The sequence below is a fragment of the Streptomyces sp. NPDC046887 genome, assembly GCF_040644755.1.
In the GTDB taxonomy this organism is placed as follows: domain Bacteria; phylum Actinomycetota; class Actinomycetes; order Streptomycetales; family Streptomycetaceae; genus Streptomyces; species Streptomyces lichenis.
This window is the reverse complement of sequence record NZ_JBEYXH010000018.1, coordinates 85,128-104,895: the sequence shown is the minus strand read 5'-3', so window position 1 is coordinate 104,895 and position 19,768 is coordinate 85,128. Positions and strand designations below refer to the sequence as shown.

The following is a 19,768-nucleotide window of genomic DNA, read 5'->3' as shown; positions in this document are numbered from 1 at the left end:
CCCCATGCTGCGCATCGCCGTCCCCAACAAGGGTTCACTGTCCGGACCTGCGTCGGCGATGCTCCATGAGGCCGGCTACCAGCAGCGCAAGGAGTCCAAGGAACTGGTGCTGGTGGACCCGGCCAACGAGGTGGAGTTCTTTTACCTCCGCCCCCGGGACATCGCCATCTACGTCAGCTCCGGCAAGCTCGACATCGGCATCACCGGCCGCGACCTGCTGCTCGACTCCGGGGCCAGCGCCGAGGAGATCCTCCAGCTCGGCTTCGCCCGCTCCACCTTCCGCTACGCCACCCGGCCCGGGACGGCCTCCGGCCCGGCCGACTTCGGCGGGATGACGATCGCCACCTCCTACGAGGGGATCGTCGCCAAGCACCTCGCCGACCAGGGCATCGACGCCTCCGTGGTCCACCTGGACGGCGCCGTGGAGACCGCCATCGAACTGGGCGTCGCCCAGGTCATCGCGGACGTGGTGGAGACCGGCACCTCGCTGCGGAACGCCGGTCTGGAGGTCATCGGCGAGCCGATCCTCACCTCCGAGGCGGTCGTCATCAGGCGCACCGGCGCCCCCACCGACGACCCCAAGGTGCAGCAGTTCCTCCGCCGCCTCCAGGGCGTCCTGGTCGCCCGCTCCTACGTGATGATGGACTACGACTGCCGGGTAGAGCACCTGGAGCAGGCCGTCGCCCTCACCCCCGGGCTTGAGTCGCCCACCGTCTCCCCGCTGCACCACGAGGGCTGGGTCGCGGTCCGCGCCATGGTCCCGGCCCGCGAGGCCCAGCGGATCATGGACGACCTGTACGACCTGGGCGCCCGGGCCATCCTGACCACCGAGATCCACGCCTGCCGGCTCTGACCGCGGGCGGGCCGGGACCAGACCCGGCCGGGCGGGCCGGGACCAGACCCGGGAGAAAGCCGTCAGGGCCCGGGAAGCCGTCGGAACAAGAAAAGAACCGGAACCGCACATGCCCGACCCGCAAGCGCCCGCCCTCCCGGCGGTCTTCCGGCCGACCCGCACCCGGGTCGTCCTGCTGACCGCCGGCGCGGCCATGTTCGTCGTGATCACCGTGGTCGCGCTGGCGCTGGAGAAGCTCGGCCCGGGCGAACGGGCCAGCTTCATCTTCGTCGCCGCGCTCTTCGCCGCCGTGCTGGCGCTGCTCTCCCGGCCCAAGGTGGTCGCCGACGAGACCGGCGTCACCGTGGTCAACCTGGTGCACAGCCGCCGCCTCGCCTGGGCGGAGATCCTCCGGGTCAACCTCCGCGAGGGCGACCCCTGGGTCTTCCTGGACCTCAGCGACGGCACCAGCCTGCCCGCCCTGGGCATCCAGCCCGGCATCGGCCGCCGCCAGGCCATCCGCGACGCGACCGCCCTGCGCGCCCTCGCCGAGACCCGCGGCACCGGCACCGACCGCACCTCCTGACCACCGCCCTCCTGATCCCTTCGGGCCGTCAGGCCTCCGGGATGATCAGGCAGGTGGTGGTGGCGTGCGCGACCAGCCGCCCGTCCCCGTCGTGCACCCCGCCCTCGGCGGTCGCGGTGCGGCGGCCGACATGGACGGTGGTGCCCTCCGCGACCAGGGTCAGCCCGTCGGTGCGGGCCGCCCGGATGTAGTTCACCTTCAGCTCCAGGGTGGTGTAACCGACCCCGGCGGGCAGGGTGGTGTGCACCGCGCAGCCCATCACCGAGTCCAGCAGGGTGGCGGCGACGCCCCCGTGCGTACTGCCGAGCGGGTTGGCGAACTCGGGCCGGGTGTCCAGCGAGATGACGACCCGGCCGTGCTCCACGGTGTCGAAGCGCATACCGAGCAGCTCGCCGATGAACGGCCGCCCGGTGCCTCCCTGTGCCTGGACCCGGCGGATCACCTCCAGTCCGGACGGCTGGGACGGGGTGGCGGGGCTGTCGGCGCTCAACTGGTGCTCCTGAAGTGGGAGATGGGGTCGGGGAGGGGGTCGGGCTCGTCCAAGGCTGCCTTCAGCCGGCTCAGGGTCGTCCGCATACCGGACCGGTTCACCCGGACCCGGTCCGCCGGGCCGGTCCCGGCGACCAGCACGCCCAGCGCGTCGCCGACCCGGCCGGCGGGCCCCCGGCGCAGGTCCCGCCAGTGCTCGGTCACCCGGGTGGTGCGCTCGTCCACCGCTTCCACCCGGTACTCCCAGTCGGCCAGCGGCAGCCCGAACACCGAGACGCGGTAGGCGAACTCGTAGGGCGGAACGGCCCGGATCACCCGGCACAGGGTGATCCAGAGCCGGGGCCCGCGCCGGTTGAGGCCGAGGAACCACCGCCTCTCGCGCCGCGCCGACGGCAGCCGCAGCACCCCGGCGCACTCCGGGCTGAACCCGGCCATCCGCCGAGGATCGGCGACGATCCCGAAGACCCTCTCGGGTGAGGCGGCGACCACCACCGACTCCGTCAACTCCCAGGTCCTGCGGGACGCGTCGGCGCTCATGAGGCGAACCGCCCGCCATGACCCCGTATCACCGTGAACACCACGGCGTAGGTGATCGGTACCAGCAGCACCGGCAGCCCGACGGCGGGGGAGGCCCCGGCCGGGTGCCCGGTGTGCGGGGTCGCGGCGACCGGATGGGCGTGCCCGGGCCCGCCCATCGCGGCCTGCCGGAAGCCCGGATCGGTGAGGAAGGCGTACAGCAGGGCGCTCAGCGCCCAGGCCAGGGCCAGGCTCAGGGCAGCCGCCACCGGCAGCGCCCGCGGGCCGGGCAGGCGTCGGCGGACGGTCCGGAGTACGAGGAGGGTCAGCGCGCCCGGGGCGAGCCCCCACACCATCACCAGCCACCCCCCGAGCAGTGCCGCCCCCGGCCCGCCGCGCGCCGAGGCGAGCAGGGTGTCATGCCACAGCGCGATATCGACCAGGGCGGCCGCCGCCGACACGGCGAGGGCGGTACCGGTCTCACCCGGCGGGCCCGCCGCCATCCGCCTCGGTGCCTCGCTCACCGGAACACCCCGACCCGGCGTGTCAGCGCCCTGCCCGCCGGCGTATGGAGCTGGAAGGCGCCGAGTATCCCGCCCAGCACCGCCGCGACATACCCCTTGACCAGGAACAGCACCGGTTGGTCGACCGAACCCCAGTAGTTCAGACCGACGTTGTGGTCCAGGCTCCAGCACAGGGTCTGGCAGACGCTGTAGAGGGCGGCGGCACTGCCGGCCGTGGCGAGCAGGGCGGGACGGCTGCCCGGGGCGAGCCGACCGGTCACCAGGAACGTCAGCGCCCCGACGGCCGCCCCCATGCCGACGCCGCACAGGCCGAGCGTCCACACCGCCCGCCACAGCAGCGGGCCGTGGTCCGGGAAGAGGACCAGCCCCAGGACGAGGAACGAGGTCTCAGCGGCGAAGCCGGCCAGCACGAACACCTTGATGGTGTCCGCCGCCCGGCTGTCGGCGGTGGCGCCGGGCGCCGGAGGAGAGGCGGTGGGGGACAGGGAGGGATTCCGCACGGTGACACCTCGTCATGGTCGTCGTCGGCTCGGGTGCTTCTCTTACGGAGAGGGCGGGGCGCGGCTCAGGCGATGTACCGCGCGAGCTCGCCGGCCGCCTCCAGGAGCTGCGGTGCCAGATCGCGGATGCGCGCGGCCGGCAGGCGGTCGTTGACCCCGGACAGGGTGATGGCGAGATACGGATCGGAGGCCGCCGACGGCACGGGCGCCGCCATCCCGGACACGCCCGGCATCACCGTGTCCTTGTCAAAGCAGTAGCCGTACTCGCGGACCTGGGTGATCTGGCGCCGTACCGACGTCAGGGTCTCCTCGGGCCCGGCGACCGGGAACCGCATCAGCCGCCGCAGGGCCGCGTTGGCCCGCACCTGCGCCTCCACCCGTTCCGGTTCATGCCAGGCCAGCAGGGCGATCCCGGCGTAGGTGACACCCAGCGGCACGGTCTCGCCGACCTCGACGATCTCCGCACGGATCGGGTAGCCGCCGTCGGCCCGGGTCAGATAGTGCACCCCGTCCAGCCGTCTGATCGCCACATAGACGGTGTCGCCGGTCCGCCCCGCCAGATCCTGCGCCACCTGCCGTACGGCGTCGTGATCCCGGATCGGGGAGGGGGCGCCGAGCCCCAGCAGATACAGGGCGGGGCCCAGGCCGTAGCGCCGTCCCGGGCGCTGCTCCACGAACCCGGCCTCCGCCAGCTCGCGCAGGATGCGGTGCACCGTGGGCCGGGCCAGCCCGGTCTCACCGGCCAGGTCGAGCAGCCGGCGCCCGGCCGCTCCCTCCCGCGCCAGCGCGGTCAGCACGGCGGCGACCTTGCCCACCACCTGCGGCCTGCCCTCCTGTGCCGGTTCCATGATGCGGCTCCCCTCGGACGTGCTTCGGCCAGACCGAGTCCACTCGGTGGACTCGCGACCGCCTTACCGCGCCCCGTACCGGAGTCCCGGTCCGCGACGCGTTGACAGTGAAACCGACGGCGGCGTGTCATCGCATCACCGGCGGCGGTCCTCCGGCCGCCGATCAGGAGTCCGGACCGCTCAAAGTCCGCCCGACGGACTATCGGCCCTCTCCGACCTCGTCCCCACGCCCCGGCACCCTTCTCCGCCCCCGAAGGAGCACCACCATGACCACCCCCATCGACGCCCGTACCACCGAGGGGAGCGTCACCGTCGACGGCGTCCGGGTCCGCTACCTCGACTCGGGGGAGCCGGACCCTGGAGGCGAGGGTGATCGGCCTCCCCTCGTCCTCGTCCATGGCACCGGCGGCAGCATCGAGCGCGAGTACGGCTATCTCTTCCCGATGCTGGCGACCCGGCAGCGCGTGGTGGCGCTGGACTTCGCCCAGCCCGTCCACGCGGGGGGCAGGCTCACCCTGGACCAGTTGGAGCGCCAGGTCGCCGCCGTCCGCGAGAGCGTGCTGCCCGGCCGCCGGGTGACCCTGGTCGGCTACTCGCTGGGCGCCGTGGTCGCCACCGCCCTGGCCGCGCACCGGCCCGAACTCGCCGCCAACCTGGTCGCGGTGGCCGGTTGGGCGGCCACCGACACCCAGCAGCGGCTGCGCGGCGGCGTGTGGCGCCGGCTGCGCGAGGACCGCTCCCCGGCGCTCGCCTCGTACACCGCCTTCTGCGCGCTGGGCGGCCCCTTCCTGGCCGCGGCCACCCTGGAGCAGCTCGCCCCGCTGCTGGAGGGGCAGGTGCCCGGCGACTTCGACGACCTCCAGATGGAACTGAACCAGTCGATCGACATCACCGCGCTGCTGCCCGAGGTCCGGGCCACCACCCTGGTCATCGGCTGCACCCACGACCAGATGGTGCCGGTACGCCACAGCAAGGCCCTCTTCGCCGCCATCCCGGACGCCCGCTACACCGAGGTCGCCTCGGGACACGCCGTGCTCTTCGAGCGACCGGCCCAACTGGTGCAGCTGATCGACCGGTTCAACGCCATGCCGGGTGCCCGGCCGGCCGGCCGCATCATCCCCGAAGCCCGCGTCTGACCCCTCACCTGGAGCACCCCATGAGCCGCACCACCATCCCCCGAAGTGTCGACGTCCTCGTCATCGGCACCGGATTCGCCGGTCTCGGCACGGCCGCCCGGCTGAAGCGCGAGGGCACGCACTCCTTCCTCGTCCTGGAGCGCGCCGACGACGTCGGCGGCACCTGGCGGGACAACACCTACCCCGGCGCCGCCTGCGACGTCCCCTCCCACCTCTACTCCTTCTCCTTCCGCCCCAACCCGGACTGGTCCCGGCTCTTCGCCCGGCAGCCGGAGATCCACCGCTACCTCCGCGACACCGCCCGCGAGGAGGGGCTGCTGCCGCACATCCGCTTCGGCGCGGAGGTACGGGACGCCCGCTGGGACCCGGCCGAGGGGCGCTGGACCGTCACCACCACCCGCGGGGTCTTCAGCGGGCGGTACCTGGTGACCGGGACCGGCCACCTCAGCGACCACAGCCTCCCGGAGATCCCGGGCATCGAGACCTTCGGCGGCCCGGTGTTCCACTCCGCCCGCTGGGACCACGGCACCAGTCTGGAGGGCAAGCGCGTCGCGGTCGTCGGGTCCGGCGCCAGCGCCGTCCAGATCGTGCCCGAGGTCGCGGGCACGGCCTCCCAGGTGACTGTCTTTCAGCGCAGCGCCCCCTATGTCGTCCCGCGCCCCGACCGGGCGTACACCGAGACCGAGCAGCGGATCTTCCGGCGGGACCCGGAGGCCGTCCCCGCCCACCGCGCCGAGATCTTCTGGTACCTGGAGGCGGGGTTCGCCGCCCGCCGGGCCGCCCCGCACCAGCTCGCCGAGGCCAAGGCGGCGGCCCGGGCCCACCTGGAGCGGCAGATCGCCGACCCGGCGCTGCGCCAGGCGCTCACCCCCGACTACGAGCTGGGCTGCAAGCGCGTGCTGATCTCCGACACCTACTACCCGGCCCTCACCCGCGACCATGTCACCCTGGAACCCTCGGCGCTGGCGCGCGTCGAGCCCGGAAAGGCGATCGCCGCCTCCGGCACGGCTCACGCCGCCGACGTCATCGTCCTCTGCACCGGCTTCGAGACCACCGAACCCCCCTACGCCCGCCTGGTCCACGGCGCCGACGGACGGTCCCTGGCCGACCACTGGGCCCGCGGCATGGAGGCGTTCGCCTCCACCACGGTCGCCGGATTCCCCAACCTCTTCCTGGTCAACGGCCCCCACACCGGCCTCGGCCACAACTCGATCGTCCATGTCATCGAGGCGCAGATCGACTACCTCCTCGGCGCCCTGGCCTGGAGCCGCGCCCAGGGCGACCGCACCGTGGAGGTCTCAGCCGCCGCCCAGCAGCACTACGCGGCCGAACTCGACCGGCAGGCCCGCGGCACGGTCTGGGACGGCGAGCGCTGCCGGAGCTGGTACGTCGATCCGCGCAGCAAGCGGGTGACCCTGATCTGGCCGGACTTCGCCGACGCCTTCCGGCACCGCAACGGCACCTTCGACCCCGCCCCCTACGCGGCCACCGCCGGCTGAGCCCCCGATGCCTCTGCTGACGACGAGCGGCGCCGCGACCCTCGCGTACACCGACACCGGCCCGCCGCCGGGCCGCCCGGACGCCCCGACCGTGGTCTTCGGCCATGGACTGCTCTTCGGCGGCTGGATGTTCCGGCCGCAGACCGCCTCGCTGAGCGCCGACTACCGGTGCGTCACCCTGGACTGGCGGGGGCAGGGCGACAGCCCGCGGGCGCCCGGCGGCTACGACATGGACACCCTGACCGCCGATGTACGTGCGCTGCTGGACGCGCTCGGCACCGGACCGGTGCACTTCGTCGGCCTTTCCATGGGCGGCTTCGTCGGGATGCGGCTGGCGGCCCGCCACCCCGAGTGGCTGTGCTCCCTCTCCCTGCTCGCCACCACCGCCGACGGCCTCACCCCGGCCCGCTCCCGGAGCTTCCGGCAACTCGCCCTGGTCCACCGGCTGGTGGGCATCGGGCCGGTACGCGGACGGGCCGCCGCGATGGCCTTCGGGGCCTCGTTCCTGCGCTCCCCGGAGAGCGGGCCGGTGCTCGCGGAGTGGGAGCGCCGACTGCGCCGGAGCGACCGGGCCGGGATCGCGGACGCGGTACGCGGAGTGGCCGGCCATCCGCCGATCGGTGCCGAGCTGGGCCGGGTCACCGTGCCCACGCTGGTCCTGGTGGGGGAGGAGGACACCTCCACCCCGCCGTCCGACGCGGCCGGGATCGCCGCCCGGATACCCGGCGCGCGGCTGGAGCGGATCCCCCGGGCCGGGCACACCCTCACCCTGGAGCGGCCCGAGGCGGTCACCCCGGCTCTGCGCGCCTTCCTCGCCACCGCGTGATCCCGCGCAGGGGGCCGGCTCGGTAACACCGGGCAGCCCGGGGCCCGTCGGCTCAGTAGCCGGGCAGCCCGGGGAAGCCGGGGCCGCCGCCCGGGGGCGGCTCCTCCGGTCCGCGCCGTGCCGGATCGCGGCCGGACAGCACCTCCCCGTACGCCTGCATCAGGTCCGCCAGCCGCAGCGTCGCCAGGTCCTCGCGGGTCGGCTCGCCCCGGTAGGTGGTCAGCCGCAGGTCCCGGTACGCGCACGACTTCTCGTACAGGGTGCGCAGGAACCGGCCGTTGCCCAGCTCGTCGATCCAGCCCTGCTCCACCACATGGCCGCTGATCGACAGCAGCTCCTCGCGCGCCTCCGGGTCCCATACGTCGTCGTTGGCCGCCGCCAGCACCTCGCCGATGGCGGTCAGCTCCAGCGGGCGGTACGAGGGGAAGTCCACCCGGGTGGTGAAGCGCGAGGACAGCCCCGGGTTGGCGGCCAGCAGCCGGTCCATGCCCTCCGGATAGCCGGCCAGGATCACCACCAGATGGTCCCGGTTGTCCTCGGCCCGCTTCAGCAGTACCTGCAGCGCCTCGTCGCCGTAGGCGTCACCCTTGCTGTAGCCCGAGTTGGACAGTGCGTACGCCTCGTCCACGAACAGCACCCCGCCCAGCGCCGAGTCGATCAGCTCGTTCGCCTTTACCGCGGTCTGCCCCAGGAACTCGCCCACGAGGTCCGCCCGTTGCGCCTCCACCAGATGGTCGCCGCCGAGCAGCCCCAGGGCGTAGAAGGCCCGGCCCAGGATGCGGGCGACGGTGGTCTTGCCGGTGCCGGAGGGGCCGGAGAAGACAAAGTGACGTTTCGGCGGCTGCACCGGCAGCCCGCGGGCCGCGCGCAGCCGGGCCATCTCCAACTGCGCCGAGACCGCCTTCACCTGGCGCTTGACCGGTTCGAGACCGACCATCCGCTCCAGCTCGGCAAGGGCCTCGGCGAGCAGCTCCGGATCGGCCGGTCCCGCGGGGGCGGCCGCCGGGCCGGAGCCGCCCCGGGCCCGCGCCCCGCCGTCGAAGGCGGCCGAGGAGCCGGGGCCGGCCGGTGACCGGCGGCTCGGCCCGTCCGGCGCGCCCGAGCCAGGACCCGGGCCCGCCCCGCGCCGGGCGCCGCCACCGGCACCGGGTGGGATGTCCGGCCCGTCCGCCATATCCGTGCCGTCGCGCAGGTCCAGCGCGGTCACCGGGCCCTGCCCGACGCCCCCGCCCGCCCCACAGCCCCCCTCCTCCGACCCGTAGCCTCCGTCCCCCGGCCCGTAGCCCGCCTCCTCCGGCCCGCGACCGCCGTCCGGCCCGTAGCCGGCATCCGCCCCGGAGCCGCCGCTCTCCGCCCCGAACCTCGCGCCGCCCGAGCCGAAGGGGTCGCCGTCCTCCGGCCCGAAGGCCCCGGTGTCCTGCGCACAGCCCGGCTCCTGGAGGGTGAAGGCAGCGGAGTCCGGCCCACCGAAAGCGCCGGCATCCCGCCCCGGACCGGAGTCCCATCCCGGACCGGAGTCCCGCCCCGGACCGGAGTCCCTACCCGGACCGGAGTCCCGCCCCGGACCGGAGTCCCTACCCGGACCGGAGTCCCTACCCGGCCCCGGGTCCTGCCCCGGACCGGAATCCTGCCCCAGCCCGCCGTCCTGACCGAGGCCGGCCAGGGAGACCGCCGCGAGATCGGCGCCAGCCCCCTCGACCCCTTCCATCCCCTCCACCCCGTCGAACCCGTCGTCGGTGATGGCGGTGAGCCGGGCCGCGGTGTCCATGAACGCCGGGTCGATCCGGTACACCGCCCGGTAGAGCGGCAGGGCGGCCGCGCTGCGACCGGTTCCCTCGTGGGCGCGCGCCAGCCAGTAGCGCAGCTCCTTGCGCTGCGGCTGCTCGCTGCGGCAGCGCATCAGCGAGGCCGACAGCAGCGGCTCCGCCTGCGCGTACATCTCCAGCCGGACCCGGGCCATCCCGCCGAACAGGCCCGCCTCGATACCGAGCTGCGGATCGTCGACCAGCGGCTCGGTGTGGCGGGCGAGCTCCTCCCAGTCCTTGACCAGATAGGCGCGGCAGGCGTGCAGAAAACGCACCTGCCGGTCGGCGTCCACCGGCGGCAGCCCGGCGAGCGCCCGGTCCAGCTCGGGTACATGCCGTCCGTCCAGCCAGTGCGAGGCGTGCGCGAGCAGCAGATCGCGTGGCCGCTCCAGCACCGGCTGCACCCACCAGCCGAGCCAGTACCAGGAGTTGAGCCGGCGCCGATGGCGGGCGCGCTGCTCGCCGAACCGCTCGCGGTTGCGGTACATCCGCAGCAGCGCGGTGGTGGTCTCCACCCGCAGCGCGTGCAGGCCCAGCCAGCCGTCGGCCATCCCGGGATCGATCCGCACCGCCGTACGGAACTCCTCCTCCGCCTGGGGGTAGGCGCCCATCGTGTAGGCGTCCACACCGCGCAGCCAGGCGAGGTCGGCCGGGGCGTGTGCGCCCCGCGTGCCGATGTTCATCGGGTCCCCCCGCATCACCGTGTCCCCGTGCCGGTACCAGCCGGGCGACCGCCCGGTGGCGTCGATCCCATCGCCCTTCCGTCTCACGGGACTTGCCCGTAGCTGCCCACACCGAGAGGCATCGTACCGGCACGGGGAGTGCGCGACGAAGGGCGCGTGAGGCGGCCGGAGCCGGGCGCGGACGCGCGACGGCGGCGCGAACGGCGCGGTGACCGAGGGTGAGTGAGGCACCCACGCCAGGAGTGACGGAACGGGAGAAAGCGGAAAGGACGAAGCCCCCGGTCACGGGGGAACAACCAGGGGCTTCGCGTCGGGGGCGGCTTCCGAAAGCCGCACATTGAGAACGTAAGACCTGTACGGCCGCCCGGTCAAGCGAAGTTGGGGCGGTCCATCGGCCATTTTCCGACTAGTCGGTATGCGATCCCCGCCGGGTCACCCAGAGTGACGCTCTGCTGCGTGCAGCGTCGTCGCGGCGGGCCCGGGCCGCCACGCGTACCCCTCCCGGCACTCCCTTACCAGCCAGTCGGCGAACGGCCGGGACGGGTCGGCGGCGAAGTGGCGGGTCTCCGCCACCGTCCAGCCGTCCCAGAAGGCAGCCTGCGGGGGACCGTCCCGCCTCCGGCCCCGCTCCCAGGAGGTATCCCGGTCCCGGTCCATCCAGAGCAGCCCCGCCAGTCGCGGCCGCACCGCCCGTCGCCCGGCGCCCACCCCCTCGACCAGCACCACCTCCGCCGTCGGCAGCGTCCTCGGCGGCCCGAAGCGGCGCAGATTCCAGTCGTACGGGTGAACCCGCGCCGACTCACCACGGGCGAACGGCTCCAGCACCTCGGCCCGGAGGCGGTCCGTCCAGCCGAACAGCTCCTCATGCGTCGCGATGTCGTCCAGGTGGAGCACCGGGGCGCCCCCGAGCGAGACCGCCAGCCGAGCGGCGAAGGTGGACTTCCCGGACCCCGCGTGACCGTCGACGGCGACCAGCCGCACCGGGCCGCACGAGGGCGCCAGAGCGCGCAGTTCGGCGGCGAGCGGGGCGAGTCGGTCCATACGGCAACCCTATAGAGCCCCTCCGCCCCCTCCGCCGAATCCCCCTCCCACGCCACTGGTCGAGACCAATAACGGTGCGATGGCCCGGGTCCGACGGGTGGCTGACCGGGCCGTCAGGCCGGGATAGTGGCCCTGACCGGGACCGCGCCCCGGGCCCCTGGCTCCCATCGCCTCCGCCCGTGTCCTCCGCCCCGCCCCCACCGCCCTCATCCGCTCCGTTCCCACCGCGACCGATCGGGGATCACCGTATGACCGACAACCTGGGCACCTCCGGCGCCTCCGACGCCGGCGAGCCCACCCCTCCCGCCTCCCGCCGGGCCCTGCTGGCCGCCGCGCTCGCGGTGGCCGGCACCGCCGCCGCCACCGCACTGCCCGGCGGCTCCGGTACCGCCCGGGCCGCGACCGCGACCGCCGCGCCCGCCTCACCCCCGGCCCCGTCGGCCGGCGGCGGCGCGGCGGGCGGAGGCCTGGTCGACAACCGGTTCTGGACCTCGTACAGCGACTGGTGCGGAGGCGACCGCGCCGGCACCCGCGCCCTCGCGGGCGACCGTCCCGGACTGGTCATCGCCTCCGCCGCCGGACGGGTCGAGCGCACCGACCCGCACACCGGCGCCCGTACCACCTGGGAGTACGCCCGCTGGACCTCACCCGAGCACACCTCGGCGGTCCCGGCGACCGAGGTCATCGCCTCCTGGAACGCCGACACTCCGGCCGGCACCTGGCTCGCGGTGGAGCTCCAGGGGCGGTACGGCGACGGGACGCGGACGCCCTGGTATGTGATGGCCCACTGGGCGGCCGGCGAGGGCGACATCGCCCGTACCTCGGTGGACGGCCAAAAGGACGGCCGCAGCACGGTCTGGACCGACACCCTGGCGGTCGACGACGCGTCGACCGGCCTGCGGCTGGCCGCGTACCGGCTGCGCCTCACCCTGCACCGCCGCCCGGGCAGCGGGCTCACCCCGACGGTCTGGCGGGCCGGGGCGATGGCCTCCGACATCCCGGACCGCTTCACCGTCCCCGCCTCCACCCCCGGGACGGGCCGCGAACTGGCCGTCCCGCGCTACTCGCAGCACCTCCACGACGGGCGGTACCCCGAGTACGGCGGCGGCGGTGAGGCCTGGTGCAGCCCCACCTCCTCGCAGATGATCCTGGAGTTCTGGGGCCGCCGGCCCACCGCGCAGGACCTGGCCTGGGTGGACCCGGCCTACAACGACCCCCAGGTGTGCCACGCCGCCCGCCGTACCTTCGACCACGCCTACGACGGCTGCGGCAACTGGCCGTTCAACACCGCCTACGCGGCCACCTACCGGGACATCAACGCGGTCGTCACCCGGCTGCGGTCGCTCGCCGAGCTGGAGGACCTGCTCCGGGCCGGCATCCCGGTGATCACCTCGCAGTCCTTCCTCAAGGAGGAGCTGACCGGCGCCGGCTACGGCACGGCGGGCCATCTGATGACCGTGGTCGGCCTCACCTCCTCCGGCGACATCGTCGCCAACGACCCCGCCTCCCCGTCCAACCCGGCCGTCCGCCGCGTCTACCAGCGCCGGGAGTGGGAGAACATCTGGCTCCGCACCAAGCGCTACGACGCGAACGGCAAGGTCAGGGGCGGTACGGGGGGTGTCTGCTACATCTTCTGGCCGGTCAAGTCAGCACCAAGTCAGCACCGCGCGCTGCAGGCACTCGGCCTGGTGTGAGCATGTGCGGCCCGACGGCCGTCTCGACGACCTGACGGCAGCGCTCCTGACCGTCCTGCGTGAGGTGGCCGTACCGGTCCACCGTGACCTTGATCGAACGATGTCCGAGCCAGCGAGACACCTCGTGAATGGACACTCCGTCGGTCAGGGCCACGGTGGTCCACTTATGCCGCAAGTCGTGCGGGTTGTATGCGGGAAGCTCGAGCCGCCTGACGGCGCGGTCCCACGACTTGCGCAGAAGGTCGGGATACGGCATTCCGCCGCTCGCGTTGCGGATCGGAAGCCGGTCGATGAACGGCTCAAGGGAAGCAGGCACGGGTATATCGCGCCACTCGCCTTCTTTCCGATGCTTCAGCGGGGCGTATTTCGGCGTGTACTTTCCGGAGGCGTCCTTGTAGCGAATCACCTGCCGCCGGATTCGCAGGGTGCCGTCGCGCATGTCTTCCGGGAAGACTCCCAGCGATTCCCCTATACGAAGTCCGCAGCACGTCATGAGCCATGCCGCCGGAGACAGGCGAGGCCCGATCTCCTTGGCGATGGCGGTTATCTCGTCGAAGCTGGGAAGTTTCCTGTCGTCGACAGGAATAACAGGGTTCTCCAGCTTCTCGGCCTGCGTCATGGGATTCACGGGAATCCGCCTGTGGCGCACAGCGTGGGAGAACAGCGCCGAGAGGGCTATGTGCCGGGACTCGATGGTGTTGAGGGCCGCCCCATCTCGGCGCCAGCGTGCGTACAGACCCTCGATGTCCGTCGCGGTGACCTGCGAGATCATCTTGCTCCCCAGGTGGGGGACTACGTGGAGGCGGACGATGCGCTCGTACGACTCGAGGGCGCCGGCGGAAGCGGTCTTCTTCGCGAGCCAGTCGTCCGCGTACCGGCGGAGCGACACCTTGCCGGCGTCGGGATCGACGTAGATGTTCTCGCGCTTGTCGCCTTCCATCTTGGTGGCGAAGTCGACCGCGTCCTTCTTCCGGGCGAACGACTTCTCCCGCTGACGCCCGGTGCGTCCGCCCGGCTCCCGGTAGCGGACGGTCCACCGCTTGCCGGACACGGCAGAACCGTTGTCGATGATTTGAGCCAACCTGTCTCCCCATCTCTGCTCACACGGCCGTCGGCCATGTTTTTCGGTGTGGGTGGTGTTGTAGTCGATGTTTCCGGGCGCGCCAAATCTCCGGGCGTCGGAGGATTTGGCGGCCCACGTTTCCGCGGATGAAAAGACCACGACGTTCGAGCCCGTTCGACGGCAGACCAAAACGTCAAACTTAGCTCCGAGCCGCGCTCCACACGGTGGTCCCCTCGCCCCCCGATGTCAGTGCGGCGGGATACCGTTCTCATCACGCTGAGGTGAGGGGAGAATCATGGCGAGGAACGCCCGGGCCGAGCAGCTGCGGGAGTACGGCCGGTCCGTGCTGGAGGGGGCTCGGTCGGAGCAGGTCCTGCGCATGGCACGGCAGGTGAACGCCGTGTCGTACACGAGCGCGCGAGAGTACGCCGGCCGCTCGCTCTTCGAGTTGCTGCAGAACGGCTACGACGCTCATCCGACGGACCGCCGCGACGGACATGTCCACGTCCTGCTGGACGAGGCGGAGGGCGAGTGGGGGACGCTGTATATCGCCAACGGCGGCACGCCCTTCACCTGGCAGAACGTCGAGCGGATCTGTGAGCTCGCCCAGAGCTCGAAGGAGATCGGCGAGGGCATCGGGAACAAGGGCGTCGGATTCCGCAGCATCCTGCTGATCAGTGAAGCGCCCGAGATCTACAGCGCAGACCCCGACAGCCCGCTCGGCCCGGAACTGGACGGGTACTGCTTCCGCTTCGCGCAGAGGGCCGACGTGGAGGAGTTCCTCGGCGGTGAGGACAACGCCTATGAGGTGGCCGCCACGTATCCGCCGTTGCAGGCACCCCTGCCGCTGGACGACGTGCCCGCGACCTGTCAGCAGCTCGCCGCCCAGGGATACGTCACTGTCGTCCGGCTGCCCTTGCTGAGCGAAGCCGCACGGGCCGATGTCCGGTTGCGAATGCGTGAGCTCGTGGAGGCGAACGTACCCGTGATGCTGTTCCTCGACCGGCTCGCCGGCCTGACGCTGGAACGGCGGGCCGCCGGTGAGACGGGCGAGTTGGACGACCGCCAAGAGGCGCACGAGCGGCACGAGCTGACCCGCTCAGAGGAGCGCTTCGCGGTGGCGCAGGACGGCGCCGGGAACGGGCCCCCCGTCTCCTGCGCGACCGTGGATCTGGGGCCGTCCGGCACCTTCCTTGTGGCCCGGAGCACCGTCGAGAAGGAACGGCTGAATAGCACGCTCGCCGAAGCCGTGGGCTCCGGGCTCCTCGACGACACGTGGCAGGAGTGGAAGCGGTCCGCCGTCGTCGAGGTCGCACTCCCGCTGCCCGCCCCGCGTCGACCGCTGCATGGGCAGATCTACACCTTCCTGCCGATGGGAGAGGACCAGGCCGCGCCCTTCCCTGGTCATGTGAACGCCCCGTTCTTCACCAAGTTCGATCGCACTGGGCTTCCCTCCGACAACCCGCTGAACGTGCTGCTGCTCGATGCGGTCGCCGAGACCTGTCTGGCGGCCGCTGCGCTATTGCGCGCCTCGCCCGAGCCGTCCATGCGGCAGCTGGCCGTGGACCTGGTGAGCTGGGAGAACAAGAAGGACTCGGTGGGGCGGCTCCGCGCGGCGGCTCTGCGCGTGCACGGGAGCGAACTGGCCGACGTACCGCTCGTGCCCGTCCTCGCCGCGGACGGCACCCCGCCGGAGGCGGGATGGGCGGCGCCCCGGGGCGCCGCCCTGTGGCCGGACCTCGACCTGACGGTCCTCACGGCACACCGCGCGCACGAGGCCGGAATCGTAGTGGCAGACCCCGGGATCGGCAGCGACCGGCTGAAGCGGCTGGCCACCCTGTGCCGCGCCCTCGCATGCCCGTGGGAGCCGGCCCCGGAGCTCCTCGCCGATCACGTGGAGCGGATCGTCGGGTCCCTTCCGCTCCCCAGGTCCGGTGAGTTCCCCGAGGAGTGGAGCGCGCTGTACGAGGACCTGGCCGCCCTCTTCGAGGACCACGGGCGGATCCTGCATGACAGGCGGTTGCTGCTCGCGGAGGACTGCACGCTGCGGCACACCAACCGTTCCCCCGGCACGGCGGGTACGGCCACGAGCACACGTGCACAGGGCAAGCCGAGCGGTGCCCGTCGGGAGGCGTTCTTCCAGCCGGTGTGCACGGAGGCGAACCGGGCCGAGGGCCCGTCCGTCCCCTCCCTGCTCGGCAGGCGGTTGTTCTGCCTGCACCCGGGGCTGGTCTGGAAGGACCGCGGCGAACGTACGCGTGGGCGTTCCGCCCGCGTCTTCCTCGAAGAGGAGGGGCTCGTCCGGCCGTACGACACTAAGGGCCTGCTGGACCACGCACGGCAGCAACTCAACGCGAGCACCGATCTCCGACTGCGGCTCCGGACCCTGCGGTTCGTCTTCCGGCTGTGGCAGGCTCGGCGTTCGCTGGACGGGACGGAGGTCTCCTCGCTCGGACTGTACGTGCTGTCGGCGGACGGTCGGATGATCAGGGCGAGCAACGCCGTCTTCGGCCGGGGGTGGGGCCGCGGGTCCGTCGGTGAGGACCTGGCGGCGGTGGTCGCCGCCGGGCAGGACGTGTCGAAGAGCCTCAAAGCAGTGGCCGGATGCCTCCTCGCCGCGCCCGAGGAGTTTGCCAAGGGGGACGCGACCACGGCTGAGGAGTGGCGGGCGTTCCTGAAGGAGGCCGGGGTGGCCGACGGGCTGGTTCCGGTCAGGTCCTCCGACGCCGTGAGCTGGGTGAACCAGGGCCGGGAGCTCACCGCTCGGCAACTGGTCCGCATGGCGAAGGTGTCTGCCGAGGTGCAGGAACAGTGGGAGCCATACATCCGCAACTGGTCCCGTGCCTACTACCCCCGGACGCCGTATCGGGGAACCCACGCCTGGCGGCTCCCTGGCCAGGACGTCGTCGGACGCCTCGGCCAGGAGGCTCGGCTGGCGTACGCACGGCTCGTCCTGCACGGCCTGGCCGACTGGAGAGACAGGAGGTTCACCAGCGTCTGGACCAGCGCCGGCAGCCAGAGTTCCCCGGACACGGAACGGGTCCCGACCCCGCTCGGCGCCTTCGTCCGGGAGCAGTCGTGGCTCCCGGTGCGGGGCCGCGACCGGGCCGTCCGGTTCGTCCGGCCGGCCGACGCCTGGCACTGCCCGCCCGGGCTGGAGGAGGAGCCCTCATATGCACCGACTGTCGACCATCGACTGCGCCACCTTCTGGAACGTGGAAAGGCGGGCGCTCGGCTGCGGGAGATGGGGCTGCCGACCTGGGGCAACTCTTGGGACAGCGATCGCCTCATCGCCGCGCTGGGACGGCTTGCGGCGGAGGGCGCCCTCGGGACGGAGGACCGGCCTGCCGCGCAGCGCGCCAACGAACGCGCCTGGAGGTACCTCGTACAGCAGCCGCATCCCGTACTGCCCGAGGGCGCCAGTCTGCTCGCAGAGTCCGGGGACCGGCTGATCAGCGTTCCACTGTCCGACCTGGACGCCGGGGAGAGCGATGGCGATGCAGTGCTCTACGTCAGCGGTGAACGCGACGGTCTGACAGCCCTGCTGGTACGGGAGACGGGGCACCCCCTGCTGACCCTTCCGGATGTCTCGGCGGAGGCCGCCGAGCTGCTGGCGGACGGCCACCCCGCCACCGTCCGGCACACCGACGACCTGATGTTCACGGTGACCGTGGACGGCGCACGGGTGGACCCCGCGTCGATGGGAGAGCCACTGATCCAGCAGCTGCCCTGGCTCACGCTGGCCGTGGGTGTCCTCGCCGACCACCTGGCGCGCGGCCCCCGGGCGAGCGAGGCCGAGCTGAGCGAGCTGACGTCTCTGGTCCGGAGCATACGTCTGCACCGCTACCGCTCCTGGGACATCGAGCTCGACGGTCGACCCGTGACGTTGCCGGGCCGCCTCGGCGGAGTACTGCCGCTGCCCGACCCGAAGCATCCGCTCGTCCTCGCCCCGGCAGGCGAGCCGGGCTGGCCCGAGACCACCCGCATCGTGGTGGCGGTCGCCGAGCTGCTGGGGCGGCGGGAGTTCGGCGACCGGCTGCGTCTCGCTGCCCACCAGCTCGCCTCCCGCTACGCCGACCTGCACGACCCGGGCCACGAGGAGCTCGCCGATGCCCTCGAAGTCACGGTCCACCAGGTTGAGGAGACGAGCCGCCGGATCGACGGAGCTATCGGCGTGGTCCTGGAGCGCTGCCAGCCCTTCCTCGTCCACCTGCTCGGACCAGAGACGACGAACTCGCTGCTCCTGCCGCCGCCGGGCGACACCCGGGAGTTCCAGGCCCACCTCGAGGACTACGCCGCCGAGCTCCCGGTCCCCGTATCCGAGTTCATCGCCAGGGCTCGCGCGGCGCGCGGTACGGACGAGCTGCGGCGCGACCTGGGCATCGGATTCGCTGAGCTGAACGACACCCTGCGCGCGATGAGCCCGCTTTGGGAACCGGTCAGCCACGCCGACGAGCACGAGGAGGCGCTCCGCACCTACCTGGACCCGCGCAAGAAGGAGCTCGTCAACCGGCTGCGCTGGGCGGTGCTGGAGGACTTCGACGCGCGCCGTCCGATGCCCGACTGGCCCTCGGTCAAGACCCTGGACTGGATCACCGTGCCGACAGCATGGGAGTACACCGTGGACACGGCCGACACGGGGAGCCTGGCAGCGCACGTGGAGGAGCAGCTGGCGCTGCGCCTTGGCCGCTCGGCGCCGTTGCCCCGGTCAGGCGAACGCCTGCCCGCCCCCGACCAGGTAAGCGGCGTGAACCTCCGTACGATCACCGGCCTGGCCGCCGACCTCGCGGTTCTGGTCAGGGCGGCCGGCCACCCGTTGCCAGCGGCCCTGGCCGGAGCCGAGCCCGCCGAGGAGGTCACCGCGCGGCTGGAGGCCGCGGGCGCGTTGGACTTCCGTCCCTTGTCCCCCGCCGACGTCGTCGGCTGGCTGGCGATCCTCGGCCAGTGGCCCGAGGGGATGGCGGTCGACCCAGATCTCGGGCGGCACGGGCTGTCCGAGGCCGACCTGGATCGGGTGCGCAACGCGGCGGACCACGAGCGTCGCGAACGGGAGCGCAAACGACGGTCGATCACCGTCGGTGGCCGCGCTTTCGACGTGCACTCCGGCGACTACGCTGCCCTCACCCGCGAACTCGACCGGCTCCTGCACAGCGGCTCGGCGCTGGGCATCACCGCGGCCGGACCGCTCCGCTTCATGGACCCCCGTCCCCGGACCGGGCGCACCGGGCCCATCGGTCGCACGCCCGGATGGCGCTACGGGGGCAGCTCGGACAGCGGGCTCACCACGGCCCAGCGGGAGGCCATCGGGTACGTGGGCGAGTGGTACGCGTACCAGTGGCTGTGTGCGCGCTACCCGGACCGTATGGACGAGACGGGCTGGGTGTCGGGGAATCGCCGCAAGGCCTTTCCCGGCCCATCCGGCGACGACGGCCTCGGCTACGACTTCCGGGTCGGCTCCGGCAGTCAGCCCTACCTCTATGAGGTGAAGGCGACCGCAGGCGAAGGCGGGCGCTTCGAGCTGGGAGAGAGCGAGGTCCGCGCTGCCCGCCAGCACGCCGGCAATGACCGCTGGCGTCTCCTGGTGGTCACCCACGCGCTCACCCCTTACAAGGTAGCCATCCAGATGCTCCCCAACCCCTACGGGAAGCGCGGCCAGGGCCGCTACCGAGAGGAGGGCGGGGCACTCCGCTTCTCCTACCTGCTGTGACTTTGACGGTTAACCCCAG

General features: G+C 72.7%; 15 protein-coding genes. 7 read left to right on the top strand and 8 right to left on the bottom strand.

Annotated features, from left to right (window positions below; genetic code table 11):
* Window positions 1-4 precede the first annotated feature (4 nt).
* Both hisG and ABZ945_RS18570 read left to right on the top strand, forming a co-directional pair.
* Window positions 5-853 carry an ATP phosphoribosyltransferase gene (gene hisG / locus ABZ945_RS18575; protein ID WP_361270380.1) on the top strand — a complete coding sequence of 283 codons (849 nt, stop codon included), beginning with the start codon at window positions 5-7 and terminating at the stop codon, window positions 851-853.
* A gap of 109 nt (window positions 854-962) precedes the next feature.
* Window positions 963-1,418 carry a PH domain-containing protein gene (locus ABZ945_RS18570; protein ID WP_361270376.1) on the top strand — a complete coding sequence of 152 codons (456 nt, stop codon included), beginning with the start codon at window positions 963-965 and terminating at the stop codon, window positions 1,416-1,418.
* A gap of 28 nt (window positions 1,419-1,446) precedes the next feature.
* On the opposite strand, the gene ABZ945_RS18565 is transcribed toward ABZ945_RS18570, so the two are convergent.
* The 5 genes from ABZ945_RS18565 to ABZ945_RS18545 form a co-directional block, all read right to left on the bottom strand.
* Complete coding sequence (locus tag ABZ945_RS18565) at window positions 1,447-1,908, bottom strand: PaaI family thioesterase (protein ID WP_361270374.1); 462 nt, start codon at window positions 1,906-1,908, stop codon at window positions 1,447-1,449.
* Complete coding sequence (locus ABZ945_RS18560; protein ID WP_361270371.1) at window positions 1,905-2,444, bottom strand: SRPBCC family protein; 540 nt, start codon at window positions 2,442-2,444, stop codon at window positions 1,905-1,907. The genes ABZ945_RS18565 and ABZ945_RS18560 overlap by 4 nt, the downstream gene beginning before the upstream one ends.
* The gene (locus ABZ945_RS18555; RefSeq protein ID WP_361270368.1) at window positions 2,441-2,947 is read right to left on the bottom strand and encodes a hypothetical protein; all 507 of its coding nucleotides are present in this window, start codon (window positions 2,945-2,947) and stop codon (window positions 2,441-2,443) included. The genes ABZ945_RS18560 and ABZ945_RS18555 overlap by 4 nt, the downstream gene beginning before the upstream one ends.
* Window positions 2,944-3,447 (bottom strand): hypothetical protein, encoded by a 504-nt coding sequence (locus tag ABZ945_RS18550; RefSeq protein WP_361270365.1) that lies wholly within the window; start codon window positions 3,445-3,447, stop codon window positions 2,944-2,946. Before ABZ945_RS18550 ends, ABZ945_RS18555 begins: the two co-directional genes overlap by 4 nt.
* A gap of 65 nt (window positions 3,448-3,512) precedes the next feature.
* Window positions 3,513-4,295, bottom strand: coding sequence for an IclR family transcriptional regulator (locus ABZ945_RS18545; protein ID WP_361270362.1), 783 nt, complete (start codon window positions 4,293-4,295; stop codon window positions 3,513-3,515).
* Between the two features lie 266 nt (window positions 4,296-4,561).
* Here ABZ945_RS18545 and ABZ945_RS18540 point away from each other — a divergent pair, with 266 nt between their 5' ends.
* Genes ABZ945_RS18540 through ABZ945_RS18530 form a run of 3 tightly spaced genes read left to right on the top strand, consistent with a single transcriptional unit; the run spans window position 4,562 to window position 7,756 of the window.
* The gene (locus tag ABZ945_RS18540; RefSeq protein WP_361270360.1) at window positions 4,562-5,431 is read left to right on the top strand and encodes an alpha/beta hydrolase; all 870 of its coding nucleotides are present in this window, start codon (window positions 4,562-4,564) and stop codon (window positions 5,429-5,431) included.
* Between the two features lie 20 nt (window positions 5,432-5,451).
* On the top strand, window positions 5,452-6,930 hold the full coding sequence (locus ABZ945_RS18535; RefSeq protein WP_361270357.1) for an NAD(P)/FAD-dependent oxidoreductase: 1,479 nt from the start codon (window positions 5,452-5,454) through the stop codon (window positions 6,928-6,930).
* A 7-nt stretch (window positions 6,931-6,937) separates the two neighbouring features.
* Complete coding sequence (locus tag ABZ945_RS18530; RefSeq protein WP_361270354.1) at window positions 6,938-7,756, top strand: alpha/beta fold hydrolase; 819 nt, start codon at window positions 6,938-6,940, stop codon at window positions 7,754-7,756.
* Window positions 7,757-7,808: 52 nt separating this feature from the next.
* Here the strand turns inward: ABZ945_RS18530 and ABZ945_RS18525 are convergent, their stop codons facing one another.
* Window positions 7,809-10,244 (bottom strand): AAA family ATPase, encoded by a 2,436-nt coding sequence (locus ABZ945_RS18525; RefSeq protein WP_361270351.1) that lies wholly within the window; start codon window positions 10,242-10,244, stop codon window positions 7,809-7,811.
* A 432-nt stretch (window positions 10,245-10,676) separates the two neighbouring features.
* The gene (locus ABZ945_RS18520) at window positions 10,677-11,285 is read right to left on the bottom strand and encodes a hypothetical protein (RefSeq protein ID WP_361270348.1); all 609 of its coding nucleotides are present in this window, start codon (window positions 11,283-11,285) and stop codon (window positions 10,677-10,679) included.
* A 248-nt stretch (window positions 11,286-11,533) separates the two neighbouring features.
* Between ABZ945_RS18520 and ABZ945_RS18515 the strand changes: the two genes are divergently transcribed.
* Entirely contained in the window at window positions 11,534-12,979 is a 1,446-nt protein-coding gene (locus tag ABZ945_RS18515; protein WP_361270345.1) for a peptidase C39 family protein, read from the top strand.
* On the opposite strand, the gene ABZ945_RS18510 is transcribed toward ABZ945_RS18515, so the two are convergent.
* Complete coding sequence (locus ABZ945_RS18510; RefSeq protein ID WP_361270343.1) at window positions 12,927-14,060, bottom strand: tyrosine-type recombinase/integrase; 1,134 nt, start codon at window positions 14,058-14,060, stop codon at window positions 12,927-12,929. The genes ABZ945_RS18515 and ABZ945_RS18510 overlap by 53 nt on opposite strands.
* 277 nt (window positions 14,061-14,337) lie before the next feature.
* Here ABZ945_RS18510 and ABZ945_RS18505 point away from each other — a divergent pair, with 277 nt between their 5' ends.
* A complete protein-coding gene (locus tag ABZ945_RS18505; protein WP_361270340.1) occupies window positions 14,338-19,749 on the top strand; it encodes a DUF3883 domain-containing protein in 5,412 nt (1,803 codons plus the stop codon).
* Window positions 19,750-19,768 lie beyond the last annotated feature (19 nt).

Excerpts from the sequence above, each read along its gene's own strand:
- hisG (WP_361270380.1), top strand. The coding sequence starts at position 5 with ATGCTGCGCATCGCCGTCCCCAACAAGGGTTCACTGTCCGGACCTGCG.
- ABZ945_RS18570 (WP_361270376.1), top strand. The coding sequence starts at position 963 with ATGCCCGACCCGCAAGCGCCCGCCCTCCCGGCGGTCTTCCGGCCGACC.
- ABZ945_RS18560 (WP_361270371.1), bottom strand. The coding sequence starts at position 2,444 with ATGAGCGCCGACGCGTCCCGCAGGACCTGGGAGTTGACGGAGTCGGTG.
- ABZ945_RS18545 (WP_361270362.1), bottom strand. The coding sequence starts at position 4,295 with ATGGAACCGGCACAGGAGGGCAGGCCGCAGGTGGTGGGCAAGGTCGCC.
- ABZ945_RS18540 (WP_361270360.1), top strand. The coding sequence starts at position 4,562 with ATGACCACCCCCATCGACGCCCGTACCACCGAGGGGAGCGTCACCGTC.
- ABZ945_RS18535 (WP_361270357.1), top strand. The coding sequence starts at position 5,452 with ATGAGCCGCACCACCATCCCCCGAAGTGTCGACGTCCTCGTCATCGGC.
- ABZ945_RS18530 (WP_361270354.1), top strand. The coding sequence starts at position 6,938 with ATGCCTCTGCTGACGACGAGCGGCGCCGCGACCCTCGCGTACACCGAC.
- ABZ945_RS18525 (WP_361270351.1), bottom strand. The coding sequence starts at position 10,244 with ATGAACATCGGCACGCGGGGCGCACACGCCCCGGCCGACCTCGCCTGG.
- ABZ945_RS18520 (WP_361270348.1), bottom strand. The coding sequence starts at position 11,285 with ATGGACCGACTCGCCCCGCTCGCCGCCGAACTGCGCGCTCTGGCGCCC.
- ABZ945_RS18515 (WP_361270345.1), top strand. The coding sequence starts at position 11,534 with ATGACCGACAACCTGGGCACCTCCGGCGCCTCCGACGCCGGCGAGCCC.
- ABZ945_RS18505 (WP_361270340.1), top strand. The coding sequence starts at position 14,338 with ATGGCGAGGAACGCCCGGGCCGAGCAGCTGCGGGAGTACGGCCGGTCC.